This is a genomic window from Staphylococcus sp. Mo2-1 (assembly GCF_046721385.1).
GTDB lineage: Bacteria > Bacillota > Bacilli > Staphylococcales > Staphylococcaceae > Staphylococcus > Staphylococcus equorum_A.
This window is the reverse complement of record NZ_JBEUUK010000001.1, coordinates 1702337-1718471: the sequence shown is the minus strand read 5'-3', so window position 1 is coordinate 1718471 and position 16135 is coordinate 1702337. Positions and strand designations below refer to the sequence as shown.

The 16135-nt window shown below is 33.2% G+C and carries 12 protein-coding genes and 6 pseudogenes; 8 read left to right on the top strand and 10 right to left on the bottom strand.

Annotated features, from left to right (window positions below; translation table 11 throughout):
• Positions 1–41 precede the first annotated feature (41 nt).
• Positions 42–1167 (top strand): annotated as a pseudogene (locus ABLV95_RS08845) (FAD-dependent monooxygenase).
• Positions 1168–1268: 101 nt separating this feature from the next.
• Here ABLV95_RS08845 and ABLV95_RS08840 read toward each other — a convergent pair.
• The 5 genes and pseudogenes from ABLV95_RS08840 to ABLV95_RS08820 form a co-directional block, all read right to left on the bottom strand.
• Positions 1269–2226 (bottom strand): annotated as a pseudogene (locus ABLV95_RS08840) (2-hydroxyacid dehydrogenase family protein).
• Between the two features lie 270 nt (positions 2227–2496).
• The gene (locus ABLV95_RS08835) at positions 2497–2811 is read right to left on the bottom strand and encodes a DMT family transporter (RefSeq protein ID WP_069817616.1); all 315 of its coding nucleotides are present in this window, start codon (positions 2809–2811) and stop codon (positions 2497–2499) included.
• Positions 2811–3131, bottom strand: coding sequence for a DMT family transporter (locus tag ABLV95_RS08830; RefSeq protein WP_046465869.1), 321 nt, complete (start codon positions 3129–3131; stop codon positions 2811–2813). The genes ABLV95_RS08835 and ABLV95_RS08830 overlap by 1 nt, the downstream gene beginning before the upstream one ends.
• 397 nt (positions 3132–3528) lie before the next feature.
• A complete protein-coding gene (locus ABLV95_RS08825; RefSeq protein ID WP_460875379.1) occupies positions 3529–3996 on the bottom strand; it encodes a CHAP domain-containing protein in 468 nt (155 codons plus the stop codon).
• A gap of 340 nt (positions 3997–4336) precedes the next feature.
• A pseudogene (locus ABLV95_RS08820) lies at positions 4337–4593 on the bottom strand (DUF4870 domain-containing protein).
• 384 nt (positions 4594–4977) lie between these two features.
• Here ABLV95_RS08820 and ABLV95_RS08815 point away from each other — a divergent pair.
• The 3 genes and pseudogenes from ABLV95_RS08815 to ABLV95_RS08805 all read left to right on the top strand — a co-directional run bounded on the left by ABLV95_RS08815 (position 4978) and on the right by ABLV95_RS08805 (position 8049).
• A complete protein-coding gene (locus tag ABLV95_RS08815) occupies positions 4978–6048 on the top strand; it encodes an NAD/NADP octopine/nopaline dehydrogenase family protein (RefSeq protein WP_427706677.1) in 1071 nt (356 codons plus the stop codon).
• Between the two features lie 27 nt (positions 6049–6075).
• Positions 6076–7469 (top strand): annotated as a pseudogene (nhaC, locus tag ABLV95_RS08810) (Na+/H+ antiporter NhaC).
• A gap of 124 nt (positions 7470–7593) precedes the next feature.
• Positions 7594–8049 carry a hypothetical protein gene (locus ABLV95_RS08805; protein WP_427706682.1) on the top strand — a complete coding sequence of 152 codons (456 nt, stop codon included), beginning with the start codon at positions 7594–7596 and terminating at the stop codon, positions 8047–8049.
• 268 nt (positions 8050–8317) lie between these two features.
• Here ABLV95_RS08805 and ABLV95_RS08800 read toward each other — a convergent pair.
• Positions 8318–9089: pseudogene (locus tag ABLV95_RS08800) on the bottom strand (CHAP domain-containing protein).
• Positions 9090–9586: 497 nt separating this feature from the next.
• On the opposite strand from ABLV95_RS08800, the gene ABLV95_RS08795 reads away from it, so the two are divergent.
• The 4 genes from ABLV95_RS08795 to ABLV95_RS08780 all read left to right on the top strand — a co-directional run bounded on the left by ABLV95_RS08795 (position 9587) and on the right by ABLV95_RS08780 (position 12976).
• The gene (locus tag ABLV95_RS08795; RefSeq protein ID WP_069817621.1) at positions 9587–10639 is read left to right on the top strand and encodes an LLM class flavin-dependent oxidoreductase; all 1053 of its coding nucleotides are present in this window, start codon (positions 9587–9589) and stop codon (positions 10637–10639) included.
• 14 nt (positions 10640–10653) lie between these two features.
• The gene (locus tag ABLV95_RS08790; protein WP_460875375.1) at positions 10654–11013 is read left to right on the top strand and encodes a hypothetical protein; all 360 of its coding nucleotides are present in this window, start codon (positions 10654–10656) and stop codon (positions 11011–11013) included.
• 350 nt (positions 11014–11363) lie between these two features.
• On the top strand, positions 11364–11711 hold the full coding sequence (locus ABLV95_RS08785; RefSeq protein ID WP_427706686.1) for a transcriptional regulator, SarA/Rot family: 348 nt from the start codon (positions 11364–11366) through the stop codon (positions 11709–11711).
• Between the two features lie 185 nt (positions 11712–11896).
• Positions 11897–12976, top strand: a complete 1080-nt coding sequence (locus tag ABLV95_RS08780; protein WP_427706688.1) for a PTS sugar transporter subunit IIC — start codon at positions 11897–11899, stop codon at positions 12974–12976.
• A 71-nt stretch (positions 12977–13047) separates the two neighbouring features.
• Here ABLV95_RS08780 and ABLV95_RS08775 read toward each other — a convergent pair whose 3' ends face one another.
• From ABLV95_RS08775 to ABLV95_RS08760, 4 genes and pseudogenes are all read right to left on the bottom strand, one after another.
• The gene (locus ABLV95_RS08775; protein WP_069817622.1) at positions 13048–13746 is read right to left on the bottom strand and encodes an amino acid ABC transporter permease; all 699 of its coding nucleotides are present in this window, start codon (positions 13744–13746) and stop codon (positions 13048–13050) included.
• Between the two features lie 14 nt (positions 13747–13760).
• Positions 13761–14444 carry an amino acid ABC transporter permease gene (locus tag ABLV95_RS08770; protein WP_427706690.1) on the bottom strand — a complete coding sequence of 228 codons (684 nt, stop codon included), beginning with the start codon at positions 14442–14444 and terminating at the stop codon, positions 13761–13763.
• Positions 14444–15298 (bottom strand): amino acid ABC transporter substrate-binding protein, encoded by an 855-nt coding sequence (locus tag ABLV95_RS08765; RefSeq protein ID WP_427706692.1) that lies wholly within the window; start codon positions 15296–15298, stop codon positions 14444–14446. The genes ABLV95_RS08770 and ABLV95_RS08765 overlap by 1 nt, the downstream gene beginning before the upstream one ends.
• A pseudogene (locus ABLV95_RS08760) lies at positions 15298–16045 on the bottom strand (amino acid ABC transporter ATP-binding protein). The gene ABLV95_RS08765 and the pseudogene ABLV95_RS08760 overlap by 1 nt, the downstream one beginning before the upstream one ends.
• Positions 16046–16135: the final 90 nt, after the last annotated feature.

Genomic DNA, 16135 nt, shown 5'->3' with positions numbered 1-16135 from the left:
TTAATATTGAATAGACTAGGAAAATTTGGAGTGAATTGAAAATGAAAATAGCTATAGTTGGCGCGGGCATTGGTGGATTAACAACTGCGAGCATTATTAATTGAACAAGGACATGATGTCAAAGTATTTGAAAAAAATAAGGAAGTAGCTGAAATAGGCGCAGGCATCGGCATCGGTGGTAACGTTATTGAAAAATTAGGAAAGCATGATTTAGCAAAAGGCATTAAAAATGTCGGGCAAATTACTGATACGATGGAAGTGCGAGATGATAAAAATAACTTGCTATCCAAAGTGAAGTTAAAAAAGAATACGGTGAACTTAACAATGTCTCGTCAAGATTTAATAGATGTTATTCAATCTTATGTACCAGACACAGCAATCTATACAAATCATTTTGTGACTCATATTGATAATGGCGATTTAAAAGTGACTATACATTTTGATACACAACAAGAAGAAGCATTTGACTTATGTATTGGTGCAGATGGTGTACATTCTAAGATAAGAAATACGGTTGAACCTAATAGTAAGCCTGAATATCAAGGCTATACGGTATTTAGAGGATTAGTAGAAGATGTGGATATTAAAGATGCTCAAATTGCTAAAGAGTATTGGTCGCCAAAGGGTAGAGTAGGTATAGTTCCCTTATTAAACAACCAAGCCTATTGGTTTATTTCTATTAATGCGAAAGAAAAAGATAGTAAAATGAAAACCTATGGTAAACCTCATTTACAAGCCAGATTTAACCGTTTTCCAAATGAAGTAAGAGCCGTATTAGATAAACAAAGCGAAACAGATATTTTACTAAATGATATTTATGATCTAAAACCACTGAAAACCTTTGTTTATCAACGTGCTATTTTACTTGGTGATGCGACGCATGCAACGACACCAAACATGGGACAAGGGGCAGGACAAGCAATGGAAGACGCCATTGTCTTAGCAAATTGTCTTGAGTCATATTCGTTTGATGAGGCGTTACAACGCTATGATAAATTACGTGTAAAACATACTAAAAAAGTAATTAAACGTTCTAGAAAAATAGGTAAGCTCGCACAACGTAGTAATAAACTGGTTGTAACTGTAAGAAATGGCGTTGCAAAAGCTTTGCCTAATAAGTTAGTTACGAACCAAACTAAATTTTTATATAAATCCAAAAGTAAATAAACTTGGTATATTTCAATAGAAAGCACCCATCCATATTTTTAATGGATGGGTGCTTTAATTTGTACTAAGTATTTAGAACTAAACTTTTAGTAACTCATTTGTTAATTTACTAAAAACTTAGGTTTTTTATCATTTAGCTTACTAATTGTGTCATTCGCAACAATTTTAGACATCATATCACGAGATTCAAATGTCGCATTACCAATATGTGGTGTGAGTACTACATTGTCTAGTGATTTCAACTCGTCATTTATTTCTGGTTCAAATTCGAAAACATCTAAAGTCTGCGCCCTCAATTTCTTTATCTTTTAAAGCTTGTACTAAAGCTTGTTCATGGACGATAGGGCCTCTCGAAGCATTAATTAAATAACTCGTTGGCTTCATCATTTTAAATTGTTCAGTGTCAATTTGATGATGTAAATCTGGATTATATGCGGCGTTAATTGTTACAAAATCTGCATTTTTTAATAAAGTTTCTAAGTCTACATACTTGGCGCCGATTTCACGTTCTTTATCGACTTTTTGGTTAGGGCCAGTATAAAGCACATTCATATCAAATGCTTTGGCACGTCTTGCTACAGCAACACCAATTTCACCTAAGCCAATAATACCAATCGTTTTACCAGAAACTTCTCTGCCACGGAAGAACAGTGGCGCCCAGCCATCGAAGCCAGTTGTACGGCATAATTTATCACCTTCAGCGATACGTCTTGCAACTGCAAGTACGAGCGCAAAAGTTAATTCAGCTGTAGAATTTGTTGAAGCTTTTGGTGTGTTTGTAACGTCAATGTCTTTTTGACGAGCATAGGCTACATCTACGTTATTAAAACCTGCACCATAGTTTGCGACGATTTTTAAATTGCTACCGGCATCAATTACTTCTTTATCTACGTTGGTAGACAAAAGACTAATTAATGCATCAGCATCTTTAACCCCTTGCTTTAAAGTATCTTTATCAATGATACCTTCGCCTTCATACATTTCAACCTCATAACCTTGATCTTTTAACAAGTCAAAACCTACTTCGGGTACTGGACCTGCGATATAAACTTTTACCATGTATAATCCCTCCATTGTATATTTAGTATAGTAAATTTCAAAGCACTAAACAAATTATTATATTTATTAAAGAAATAGTTGGGTGAACTTTTTATATAATGCCTAAAAAGCAATAGAAAGCGATTTCTATGTTACTTATTTATATATTTTAATGTATATAAGTCAAACATAGCCATTCTCAAAAAAAGCAATAATCCATTGTTAAACAGTGGATTATTGCTTTTATTTTAATATCATGATTTAGAAAGTATCTTTTTATTATTTGTTTTTCTAACTTATAAGCTTTAAGCCTACAATTGAAAGAATAATCAAGCCAATAAAGAATATACGTTTTGCATTTTTAGATTCATTGTATATCAACATACCTACAAGTGTGCCACCGCCAGTACCGATGCCACTCCAAATTGCATAAGCAGTTCCCATAGGAATGTCATTCATTGCTACTTTGAGCGTGCTAAAACTACAGATAAAAGCAATTGCTAATAAGACTACTAAAGATTTCTTTTTAGTGCGTGTAATTTCATTTAATATGACTACACCGACTACTTCTAATAGCCCCGCAATAAGTAAAATAAACCAAGCCATTAGTTTTCAGCCTCCTCTGTAGTTAATTTTAGACCGATAATACCTATTACCAATAGTATAATTAAGATGATTTTCATAAAGTTAAAAGGATCACCGAAAAATAACATATCCACTAAAACAGTACCAACTGCGCCAATACCTACGAATACGGCGTAAACCGTGCCAACGGGTAATGATTTACACGCAGAAATAACAAGAAAGAAACTTATAATAATAATGATAATCGTACCAATCCAACTAAGTAATGAATCAGCAGTATTTAAGCCAGTGACCCATAATATTTCTATAAGCCCAGCAAGTATAACTTTAAACCATTGCATCGTTGTGCCTCCTTTTTCACCAAACGCTCTTATTTTCTCAAATATTCTATTATACTGCAATATTAAAAATAATCTAAAAATATTGAGCACTTAATACTGAATTTTTAGATTCGTTTTAATTATAGCGCGTGTTGTCTTGCTTAATTACTTTGATGTGGTGAACATTTATAAATGTTCAATCAATCGATATGTCTGAATAATTGAGTATATTGTTTTAAAAAGGCAGTGGTTTGCTTGGACGCTTGACTAGTTAATAAAGCACGAATTGAAGACTATAGGTTGAGGTAGCGTCCGCGAAAAGTGTGCATAAAAAAAGTGTCAACAAAGTTTTAGACTTTGTTGACACTCTATAATGTTCTAAATCCTGTTATTCTAATTTATATTGTAGTAGCGAATATTAGTTAACGTGGATGTAGTTATATGAACTTGCTTCACCAACAGAGATAGTACGTTCACTTACAGAGTAAGGTCCGCCGCTATAATTCATTTCTGAAACATTTACTGAACCGTCACTGTTTACATTTTCAACGTATGCAACGTGGCCCATTGGTCCTTCAGATGATTGTAAGATTGATCCAGCTTCTGGAGAGTTGTTAACTGTGTAGCCTGCAGATGAAGCTGCTGACGCCCAGTTATTTGCATTGCCCCAAGTAGAACCGATACCTCCGCCTACTTTATCAAATACATACCAAGTACATTGACCTGAAGTGTATAAGTTAGCACTTGAGCTTGCAGTTTCTTGTGTAGTAGTTTGGTTTGTTTGTTGAGTTTGTTCTGCCGCACTTGCTTCATTTCCTTGATCTAATCCTACGATTGCTGCGCCAATACCTGCTGTGATAGTTGTTGCTGTTACTAATTTATTCATAATTAAAAAATCCTCCCAAATTTGTTCGTTCTTTATATTTATTATTTATGTTATTCGTTCGATAGTCTTTAAAGTTAATGTTTTTATTTTTCGCTTTGCTTTCAACGACAAGTAATACTCTAACAGATGAATTTAGGTTTGTGTGGTTTGTTACGCTTTTGTAAAACAATTAAAAAAACCTCACATATCGTTGTAATAAACGACATGTGAGGTTACAGAAAGGTATCGGCTCGTAATAGTTTGTAAAGAGCTGTGGTATAAGGTTTTACAATAAATTAACATTCAAAATAACTAATTTGTATTACAAGAGTTGTAATAAGTCACAAAATTTAGATTCGTTTTATTTGAAAAATCTAATTGAAAGTGGTGGTAAATAGTCTTCTCCATTATATGCTTTTACAGCGACTACGATAGTAAATATGAAATTCAAAATAGCTATAATAGGGAATAAGATAAAGCCTATTATGATAAACATCGCTATTGAGCAACGATTAACCAAATCATATAAGAAAGTAAAAAGTTGAAGTAATTTTTACCAGCCTTGTCAATGAATGGTGAATCTTCACGTTTAATAAGCCAAATAATAAGTGGTGCTATTAACGAAGTGAAAAAACTTAGCACATAGATTAAAGTTCCCATTAATCTATCGTCGCTACTTGGTTCTTGATTTATTACTGTAGAAGATTGGTTTGTATTATATTGTTCATCCATATGAATCACGCCTCCCTTATTAGCATAACTATAACAAATATTATTGTTGATTGGTATTTAATTTTAAAGGCTACAATTTAATTTTACAATTAAAAAATTGGAAAAGTGAGCATTTTAAAACGTCGTACATTTAATTGGATGAAACAAATGAATATAATGCAATTAGTAAAGGTTGAATACCAGTGTTTATAAGAAATCTAAATTGGATATACATTATAGTAATGTTTAAAACACTCATACATACAAATCATTAGAGAAAGAAGGGTATTTATGAAGATAGCAATCGTAGGATCAGGGAATGGTGCTGTTACAGCGGCATTAGATATGAAGCATAAAGGACATGAGGTGAAGTTATATTGTCGAAATCAATCTATTGATAAGTTTGACAAGGCAATAGCACAAGGCGGATTTACGTTTAATAATGAAGGGGAAGAAACGTTTATCGAATTTACTGATATCAGTGATGATATGGAATATGTTGTTAGTGATGCAGAAGTCATTCAAGTCATTATACCGTCTACATTTATTGAACACTATGCGCGTACGATGGCGCCATTTATTAATGATAAGCAATTAATATTCTTTAATATGGCGGCGGCAATGGCTTCGATTCGATTTATGAACGTCTTAGAAGATATGCGTATAGAAGTTATGCCGATATTTGCTGAAGTGAACACATTAACTTATGGGACGAGAGTGAATTTTGATGAAGCTCACGTGGACTTATCATTAAATGTAAGAAAAGTACATTTTTCAACTTATGATAAAGAACATTTAAGTGACAGCTTTGACAAGATTGAATCGCTATACCCATATGTTGTCAAAGAGGAAAGTCTTTGGAAAACAAATCTTGAGAACGGGAATCCAGAAGTGCATCCAGGTCCAACATTACTCAATGTTGGACGTATCGATTATGCCGATGACTTTGCATTATATGAAGAAGGCATAACGAAACACACCGTTCGTTTACTGCACGCCGTAGAGTTGGAACGATTAACTTTAGGACGTAAGTTAGGCTTTGAATTATCTCCGGCTAAAGAAGCGCGTATTGAACGTGGTTATTTAGAAAGAAAAGACGAAGATGAACCTCTGAATAGATTGTTTAACACGAGTCCAGTATTTTCACAAATCAAAGGACCAAATCATGTGAAAAACCGTTATTTAACAGAAGATATTGCATACGGACTCGTATTATGGTCTAGTCTTGGTCGTGAAATTGAGGTTGAAACGCCAAATATTGATGCCATTATCGTGTTAGCATCTACTATTTTAGAACGTGACTTTTTTGAAGAAGGACTCACGATTAATGAATTAGGCAAAGAAAAGCTGGGGCTTAATTAATTTGAACTAACAATAGGGGGACTGTGTATGACAAGACAACCAACATTTTTAGAATCAATTTCTACTATAATAGTAATGATTATAATTGTAATCACAGGATTTGTTGTTTTTGAAATTCCAATACAAGCTTTATTAATTTTAGCGTCAGCATATGCTCGCATTTATAGCAAGACGTGTTGGGTTGAAATGGCAAGATTTGGAAGAAGGTATCACACATCGGTTAGCAACAGCAATGCCGCCTATCTTTATCATTTTAGCAGTCGGAATTATCGTAGGTACATGGATGTACTCTGGGACTGTTCCGGCTTTGATCTATTATGGCTTAGAATTTTTAAATCCTAATTTATTTTTAGTATCTGCATTTATTATATGTGCAATTACTTCAGTTGCCACAGGGACAGCATGGGGCTCTGCGTCTACTGCGGGCATAGCGTTAATGGCTATAGCGACACAATTACATATTACGCCAGGTATGGCGGCAGGTGCCATAATTGCGGGTGCGGTGTTTGGTGATAAAATGTCACCACTTTCAGATACGACAAATTTAGCAGCTTTAGTAACAAAAGTGAATATCTTTGCGCATATAAGAGCAATGATATGGACGACTGTACCAGCATCAATCATCGGCCTAATCGTTTGGTATTTTGCAGGTAGGCAATTTGGTGGAAATACTAATACATCACAAGTGAATCAAATGCTTAGCGAATTATCTCAAATTTATAATATAAATATTTTTGTATGGATTCCCTTATTAATTATTATTACGTGTTTATTATTAAAAATATCGACTGTACCTGCAATGCTTATTTCAAGTTTGAGTGCAATCATTGTTGGCGCATTTAATCATGGATTTAATATTGTAGATGGATTTAAGTCCACTTTCGATGGTTTTAATAAAGGCATGGTACCCGCAAGTGGTGGAGAATTATCGGATAGAGCCATTAATTTGGTCGAGCAAGGCGGCATGATGAGCATGACAGAAATCATTGTTACTATTTTTTGTGGGTATGCTTTCGCAGGTATTGTTGAAAAAGTCTGGTTGCTTAGATGTTATTTTGAAAACAATATCTAAAAATATTAATTCCGTTGGACAATTGATACTAGCGACTGTAATCGGTAGTCTAATAATGGTACTCGCAGTCGGTGTGGCATCTATAGTCATTATCATGGTCGGCGTGTTAATGATGGAAATGTATAATGATATGGATTTAGATCGTTCTAATTTATCAAGAACGCTAGAAGATTCAGGTACAATGATTATTCCACTTATTCCATGGGGAACATCAGGCATTTATTATACACAACAGTTAGGTGTTTCGGTGGATCAATTCTTTATTTGGGCAGTTCCTTGTTATCTATGTATCATATTCGCAATTTTTTATGGATTTTCAGGTATTGGCATTAAAAAAGCAAAAAGCTAATAAACTAAATGATTTAAAGGTATACAATTAACAGAGAAAAAACAATAAATCTTAATATAAAATATGAATTATAAGTTTAAAAATATATAATTCGGTTATATATAACTATGGATGAGGTGATTCTATGTTATACCTAGTGATAATTGTAGCGATATTACTATTGGCATCAGGAATTCATCAATATTTCAATGTAGATAAAAAATTAAAAACTCCTTCTATAATCTATTTTGCAATCGGTTTTGTATTGTATATTGTAGCGATATTACTTTATAAGACCGAATTGTTAGATAGTTCAACGATAATACATGAAATTTTACTAACTACGATATTTGGACTTATTATATTTTGGATTAATTCTCATCGAAATAAGAGTAGCGATACAATTTACTATACGGTTATTATTGTTATATTAACAATCGTATTAGCGATTTTACCGTTGGCACCGACGTCAATAATTTCATTGCAAACGATGTTTATTGTAAGACTTATTTTCTCAGTTGTTTTACTCATAGTAGGTGGATTTGTATTATATAAACGGATAAAGGCAAAGCTTCAGAAAGTTTCCCGTTACTTTATTTGATGGCCTTTATATATTGGATAGCGATAGCGTATTGGTTTTAAAAAATATAAGACTTTAGAAGTCTGAAACCTAAATAGGGACTGGCCCTATATAGTAGGAGTGGGATAGAAATCAAATTTTGATTTCTGTCTCACTCCTTTTCTTATTCCATAACATAGTGGAATAATCACTAAAATGCATGATTTTATATTATAAGTAGAATGTCATAAGAAAAAATGGCAAAAAAAAGACAACCCATAAGGATTGTCTTTTTTATTTAAATCATTTATTAGTGAATATAGTTGTAAGATGAAGCTTGGCTAGCTGAGATTGTACGTGAAGTAACAACGCCGAGCACCTTGGCCGTAGTTCATTTCAGAAACGTTAACTGAACCGTCGCTGTTTACATTTTCAACATAAGCAACGTGACCCATTGCGCCAGTTGATGATTGTAAGATTGAACCTTGAGAAGGTGAGTTGTTTACAGTGTAACCTGATGCAGCTGCAGCGCTTGCCCAGTTGTTTGCGTTACCCCAAGTAGAACCAATTTTACCGCCAACTTTATCAAATACATAATATGTACATTGACCTGAAGTGTAAAGGTTGCTTGATGAACCTGAAGTGTTAGCCATTGAGTTTGATGAACTTGATGGTGCGCTAGTAGTTGTTACTTGAACATTACTACTTGAAGTAGAAGTTGAAACAGCTCCGCCTCCACCAGTACCTTGGTTATTTGTTGTATATGATTGGTTTGAGTTATTGTTAGTAGCTGTAGAACCGTTTTGATTGTAGCTATAACCACTGTTATTGCTTTGAGCAACAGTGTTATTGCTTTGAGCATTGTTGTTGTGACCTTGGTCAGAATTGCTTGGGTTCCAGTTACCTTGCCAAGTGTAATCATAGTTACCTTGTTGGTCTATTGTATATGAATAGCTGTATGATGTTGGATCATTTGGGTTATACCCACCATTGTTATTTCCTGAAGCGTCTGCATCATTTTGTGCAAAAGCAAAAGTAGCGATTCCTGCAGTAGCGATAGTAGCTGTAGCGATTTTTTTCATTGTTAAATTTCCTCCTAATAATTGTAAATCATTTATCCCAGTCTCTTAAAGACATTATTTATAATTTTTTTCGCTGTTTTAACGACAAGAATTACTTTATCAGAAAAATGTCTGTTTGTGGGGTTTGTTATCGTTTTGTAATTTAGTTCTAATAATAAAGTGCTTAATGTAACAAAAGGAAGATGGGTGTTTAAGGCTTAAAAGCCCGTTAATATAATATTTACAAAATTTACAGTGTATAATTGCACTTCAGTTTATTACAAAGCTGTAAAATAACAGAAAATTACAAACAATAAAATATGAGAGAATTTAGTTATTTAAATATATGAAAAAACACTTTATATAAAGACTATATAAAAAGTATTGAATTAAGGTTAATGTGAATTAAAAGCCGTCTTAATAGGAAAGGAAAGAATTAGAGCATTGAAATTGACATGTTCTAAGGAAGTATTTAATATAGAGGTATAAAAATTATACTTAGTTTGTGAGGTGATTATTTGAAAATAGAACTTGGTTTGACATCATTTGCAGATAATATTGATATTCATATGGAAAGTGGACGACAAGCGGCTATAAGTAATGGACAAAGAATTAGAAATATAATAGAAGAAATAGAGACAGCTGACCAATATGGTTTAGATGTATATGGTTTGGGAGAACATCACCGAGCAGATTATGCAGTATCTGATCCCGTTACAGTGTTAGCGGCAGCGGCTCGTAATACAACGCATATAAAGTTGAGTAGTGCAGTAACAGTATTATCTTCAGATGATCCTGTTCGAGTTTACGAACGTTTCTCTACATTAAATGCAGTTTCCAATGGACGTGCAGAAATAATGGTGGGCAGAGGTTCATTTATTGAATCATTTCCATTATTTGGTTATGAGTTAAAAGACTATGAACAACTCTTTAATGAGAAAATAGATTTATTAATGACCATTAATAAACATGAAATTGTAAATTGGGAAGGGGAGTTACGACCTTCTATTGAAAACTTAAGTGTTTATCCTAAGGCGGAGCATGGGCCTTTACCAATTACGATTGCAACTGGAGGAACACCAGAATCTTCATTAAAAGCAGGAGCATTAGGATTACCTATAACTTATGCTATAATTGGCGGTGACCCAAAAAGGTTTAGAAGAAACATAGATATGTACAAATCTATTGCTAGATCTTACGGACATAATATAAATGAATTGCCTATTGCTACGCATTCATGGGGCTATATTGCTGAAACAGATGAATTGGCTAAACGTGAGTTTTTCCCATCGGTAAAAGCGAGTCATGATATATTAGCCAAAGAACGGGGTTGGTCACCATATGATGAAAACAGCTTCGATCGTGAAGCAGGTCCACATGGCGCTTTGTATGTTGGAAGTCCGGAAACCGTTGCACAAAAGATAATTGAAACAATTGAAACACTAGGTCTTACTCGTTTTATGCTTCATACACCTGTAGGTTCTATGCCACATGATAAAACAATCAATACAATTAAATTATTAGCAGAGCGAGTAAAGCCTATTGTAGATAAATATTTTGAAAACAAATAAAAGGAGCGTTTATAATGATATTACGTTATTTAACAAATTTAAAATTAGCTAAGGAATTATATGGTGCATCAAAACCTAAACTTAAAGGTGACCAGTCAATGAAAGAATCTTTTGTTGAAGTGTTTAATTTGCCATCAAATGCAGTGCCATTGGCAGGAGCACTTGAAGCATTAAGTGCTGTATTTTTCGTTTTAAGCTTTGCAAGTAAAAGATTATCACGTATTGCATCACTTTTAACAATTTCAGTTTTAGGTGTAGCGACAATTAAACACTTTGAAGCAGGACATGGTAAAGCAGGTGCTAAACATGCATTAGATTTATCAGGTTTAGCGGCATTAAGCTTCTTAGATACAATTGATATTAAGAAAAAATAATAATGGTTGAACTCAATCATTTAAAATAGCAATCGTTTAAATGCACAGCAAATGTTGGATAATAGTCTAACACGTGCTGTGCATTTTTGTATGAATTTTTATGACATATTTAAGATATCAAAATGCATTATTTTAAATAGAGATATTTGATAATTGAAATTTTTATACCTATGTCTTTTTTTAGTAATAAAAAGGGTGAATGAACCACTAAAATTTAAAAATAAAAATAAAAGATTAAAAAAAGAGTAGGAATTGTTCATATTTTTCATAGTTAAGCATATTGAATTAAAGGCGTTAAATAGGATAAAATTAAGTTATTAACATCAAGATATAACAAAAGGAGTGGTTTTGTGAATGAACAAAATTTCAAGTCACTAAATGAACTTATTGCAACTTATCAACAAGGTAGGAAATTTTTTAAAACAACGAAAAAGAACTATAAACTAAATTATGAAGAAGTACTGATATTAAATTATCTATATAATTGTAAAGAAAATGACGTCATTGCAAAAGAAATTGCTCAATACTCAGAATTGAAACCCTACTATTTAACGAAGGCTTTGCAAAAGCTTATCAAAATGGATTTTTTAAATAAAAAAAGAAGCAATATAGATGAAAGAACTGTGGTAGTATATATAAATCAAGCACAACGTGATAAAATTAATGAACTTATAGAGAACTTACAGGAACAGTTTTAAAGTGTGAAAGCTTGATGATAATAAGGTTGTGCGTAAGTCTAAAAGATTTGAATATTCTGAATAATGTAATTTTATAATTATAGTTATATATTGTACGAAAATATGATTTGAGAACCAAATTAAATGTGCTATACTAATATTTGTCGAATGAAAGCGCATACAAAATGGTTTGGAAAGGTGTTTTTATGAATTTATTAATCGGGATCATATTTTTAGGGATTGTTTTAGCATTGTTTACATTGTTCACGAGTAAAGCACCAAATGGAGGCAAGGCCATGGGGGCCCTTGCTAACGCGGCTATTGCTTCATTTCTAGTAGAGGCTTTTCACAAATATGTAGGCGGTGACTTGTTTGGTATTCCATTCTTAGGTGAGTTGGGTGATGCAGCTGGAGGACTTGGCGGTGTTGCAGCTGCAGGACTTGTAGCTTTAGCTATGGGGGTATCTCCAGTTTATGCATTTGTAATTGCTGTCTCATGTGGAAGTATGGATCTTTTACCTGGCTTTGTTGCGGCTTATATTGCGAGTTTCGGTATGAAATGGATGGAACAAAAATTACCAGATGGGCTTGATTTAATTGCTGCGATTATTGTCATCGCGCCTATTACACGTTTAATTGCTATTGGTACAACACCTTTAGTAGATGCGACGTTATTACAAATTGGAAATATCATTAAAGAATCTACGACTTCAAGTCCTATTCTTATGGGCATTGTACTTGGTGGTATTATTACTGTTGTTGCTACTGCACCTTTAAGTTCAATGGCATTAACAGCATTATTAGGATTAACTGGTACGCCAATGGCTATCGGTGCTTTAGCAGTATTTGGTTCATCGTTTATGAACTTTGTATTATTTAAGCGTATGAAATTTGGAGATCGTAAAACAACGATTTCAGTTGCAATAGAGCCTTTATCTCAAGCAGACATTGTGACAGCAAATCCAGTACCAGTATATTTAACCAATTTTGTAGGTGGTGCGCTCTCAGGTGTAATTATCTCTATGTTTGGTTTAGTAAATGAGGCGACGGGTACAGCTACACCAATTGCAGGGCTTATGGTTATGTTTGGATTTAATAATGCATTAACTGTAATAATTGTGGCACTCATGTGTGCATCAGGTAGTGCACTTTGTGGTTATATAGGCTCAGTTGTTTTTAAAAACTATCCTATAGTTACTAAAGATGAATTACAACATGGCGCAATGCCGAAAAAGGTAAAACAATATTATAAACTTAAAGCGCAATGTATGGAAAGTTTAGCTTAAATATAATAAAGTATAAAAAACTGTTTCTGAAATAACATTTCAGAAACAGTTTTTTTGTTTGATATCGTTACCTAAGAAGCATTTGCGCTTAAGTAACGCGTCGTATTACGTTCCATTTTTGCAAAGATGAACTCTAATATTATTGCTAACAACCAATAAAATATAGCCGCTACTGTATATACAGGAATAAAACGATAACCTTCATTTGCAATAACACGACTGACTGCCATAATTTCAGTTACTTGAACAGCGAATGCTAGGGAAGTACCTTTGATTAACATAATGAATTGATTTTCTATGTTAGGCAATGCATAAGCAAAAGCTTGTGGTAATACAATTTCTTTATAAATGTTGAATTTTGATAGTCCGACTGTTTGCGCAGCTTCAATTTGATTTTGGTCTACGGATTGAAGACCGCCTTTAATTGATTCAGAAAGATACGCTACGGCATGAAAAGAAAAGACGATAAAGGCAATCGTTAAAGGTGAGAATATGTCAGGATTGATTGTCCAAGAGAACTGATCATTTAAAAAAAGTATAAATGAAGGTATTCCATAATATAGTATGAACAATTGAACGATTAATGGTGTACTTCTAAAAAATGAATTATACACGATTATAAGTTGAGATAAGACAGGCACACGTTTGATACGAATAATCGCAAATAACGTTCCGATAATAAGACCTACGAACATTGCTACAATGGAAATAATAATTGTATTCGGTACGCCTTTAAGTACTTCACTTATAGTATATAAAATGAATGACAAAATGATTTTCCTCCTTAAACGCTATATGGTTTTTGTGTTCGTTTATCAATTAAAGTAAAGGTACCTTGAATAATTAGAGCAATAATCCAATATATGATGGAAATTACGATGTAAACCTCTAGCATGCCGAGTCCGTAATTATTTCCAATGATGAGTTTGACTTGTCCCATCATATCGATGATACCAATGGTGAAAGCTAACGAAGTATCTTTTACAAGTTCTATGATTTGAGTCATTAAATTCGGTATGCTATTTCGTAAAGCTTGAGGTATAATAATATCTTTTAAAATTCTAGGATAAGATAAACCAATTGTTAATCCAGCTTCAATTTGACTATAATCTACGGATTGATAACCTGCTCTGATAATTTCAGAAAGGTATGCACCTGTATGTAAAGTAAAGGCTAAGATAACAAAAAACAATCTACTGAAATGGTTAATATCTATATGAATAAGTAACAATAATTGTGGTAATGCAAAATATACTAAAAAGAGTTGTAATAATAACGGTGTACTCCGTATAAATGAAAGATAAACTCTTACAATAGGAGCAAGTACTTTTGTCTTTTTAATACGAATCATTGCTAAAATAAAACCAAGTATGATTGCGAAAAAGAGTGAAACAATTATCATCAATAAAGTTAAAGGTAATTGTTGCAACACTTGTCCAAATAAATCTAACCAATTGACTGACCCCATTAGTTTGTCACCTCCAATTTATCTTTCTGATCATTGATTTCACTTAAGTCATCAAAAACATTAATATCAAAATATTTTTTTGAAAGTGATTGTAATTTGCCTTCATCTTTAAGTTCTTGGGTTGCGCGATCCACGTCATCGTGAAGTTTTTGGTGTTTTTTATTATAAACGATATGTAATGGTTCTTTCTTCACAATACCTCCTATTTTAACGTCGGCATTTATCTGTTCTTGAATTGCTTTATATGTGTTCCAATTTAAAAACATGGCATCACGACGTCCTTGGCTGACCATTTTTAAATTGTCACCATTTGAAGGTTCTTGTATTGTATTGATGTCGATTTTGGAACTATGGTCTTTATTAAACTGTGTGAGTATAGAATATAAACCGCCACTTGGCGCCATAGGAGTAATTTTTTTACCAGGTAAATCTTGTAAACTATGTATGTCACTGTTGTCTTTGTTTACAACTAATAAAGGTAGCGCATAACTGTAAGGCTCATCTTGATAGAGAAACTGTTTTTCACGTTCTGGTGTTTTGAAAAACCAATTTATTCCCATATCAAACTTGCCTGAACCAATCCCAACTAAATTCGATTCCTCTTCACCGACTTCATATTTAAAATCATATTGAGGTAATTTCTTTTCAATTAATTTCATATAATCCATATCTAAGCCGACAAACTCATTATCTTTATTTGTATATAAATAAGGTGGATTAACTTCAGCAGAAAGTGCTACTTTAACTTCTTTTTTCTGAGATTTACTATCGGAAGCATCATTATTACCACATGCTGTTAGTACGGAAACCATCATTAACATTAATAAAAATGTGAAACTTCTTTTTAATGTCATTAAATGTCACGCTCCGTTTCAACTCTGTTTAAAAAGCGATGGATTCTTTCAGATTTTGAATCTTCCAATACTTCTTGTGGCGTTCCACGATGGATGATTTGCCCATCATCAATAAATATAACTTGATCAGCAATTGCTTTTGCAAATTGTATTTCATGTGTAACGAGTACCATCGTCATACCTTCTTGAGCAATCGATCTAATCAGAGATAAGACGCTTTGAATTGATTCAGGGTCTAAAGCAGAAGTAGGTTCATCTAGTAAAAGAACTTTTGGATTGAGCGCAAGTGCACGAATAATACCTACACGTTGGCTTTGACCTCCAGATAGCTGAATAGGGTATTTATCTTTTTGATTTAATAAATTCACGCGCTCTAAATAAGATGTGGCAATATCATTAGCTTGTTTGGTATTGTAATTTTGACCATGTATTAAACCTAAAGTGATATTTTCAAGTATTGTTTTGTTTTTAAATAAATTGTAATTTTGAAACACCATAGCTGATTTTTTACGTAATTTAGCAATATCTTTATTTGTATGATGTGCGAGCATCAAAAATTTCATCCCCGATTTCAATGGTGCCAGATTTAGGAAGTGCGAGTGCATTTAACGTTCTAAGTAAGGTTGTTTTCCCAGAACCACTTGGTCCTATAATTGCAGTAACGGTGCCTTGTTCTTGGGCAAAGCCGACATCATTAAGTATCGTGTTTTCGTTGTATTTATGTATAAGATTTTTAACTGTAATCATTCAATTTCCCCCAGTGTGTCAATAAATACAAAGTATCATATTAATTCTTATCGGTAAAGTAGGATTTATTGCTGAAAAGCTTTCTTTCAA

Bases quoted from the DNA above. Each gene is read 5' to 3' on its own strand.
- ABLV95_RS08830 (WP_046465869.1), bottom strand. From the start codon at position 3,131: ATGCAATGGTTTAAAGTTATACTTGCTGGGCTTATAGAAATATTATGG.
- ABLV95_RS08770 (WP_427706690.1), bottom strand. From the start codon at position 14,444: ATGGGGTCAGTCAATTGGTTAGATTTATTTGGACAAGTGTTGCAACAA.
- ABLV95_RS08835 (WP_069817616.1), bottom strand. From the start codon at position 2,811: ATGGCTTGGTTTATTTTACTTATTGCGGGGCTATTAGAAGTAGTCGGT.
- ABLV95_RS08825 (WP_460875379.1), bottom strand. From the start codon at position 3,996: ATGAATAAATTAGTAACAGCAACAACTATCACAGCAGGTATTGGCGCA.
- ABLV95_RS08780 (WP_427706688.1), top strand. From the start codon at position 11,897: ATGAATTTATTAATCGGGATCATATTTTTAGGGATTGTTTTAGCATTG.
- ABLV95_RS08815 (WP_427706677.1), top strand. From the start codon at position 4,978: ATGAAGATAGCAATCGTAGGATCAGGGAATGGTGCTGTTACAGCGGCA.
- ABLV95_RS08790 (WP_460875375.1), top strand. From the start codon at position 10,654: ATGATATTACGTTATTTAACAAATTTAAAATTAGCTAAGGAATTATAT.
- ABLV95_RS08765 (WP_427706692.1), bottom strand. From the start codon at position 15,298: ATGACATTAAAAAGAAGTTTCACATTTTTATTAATGTTAATGATGGTT.
- ABLV95_RS08805 (WP_427706682.1), top strand. From the start codon at position 7,594: ATGTTATACCTAGTGATAATTGTAGCGATATTACTATTGGCATCAGGA.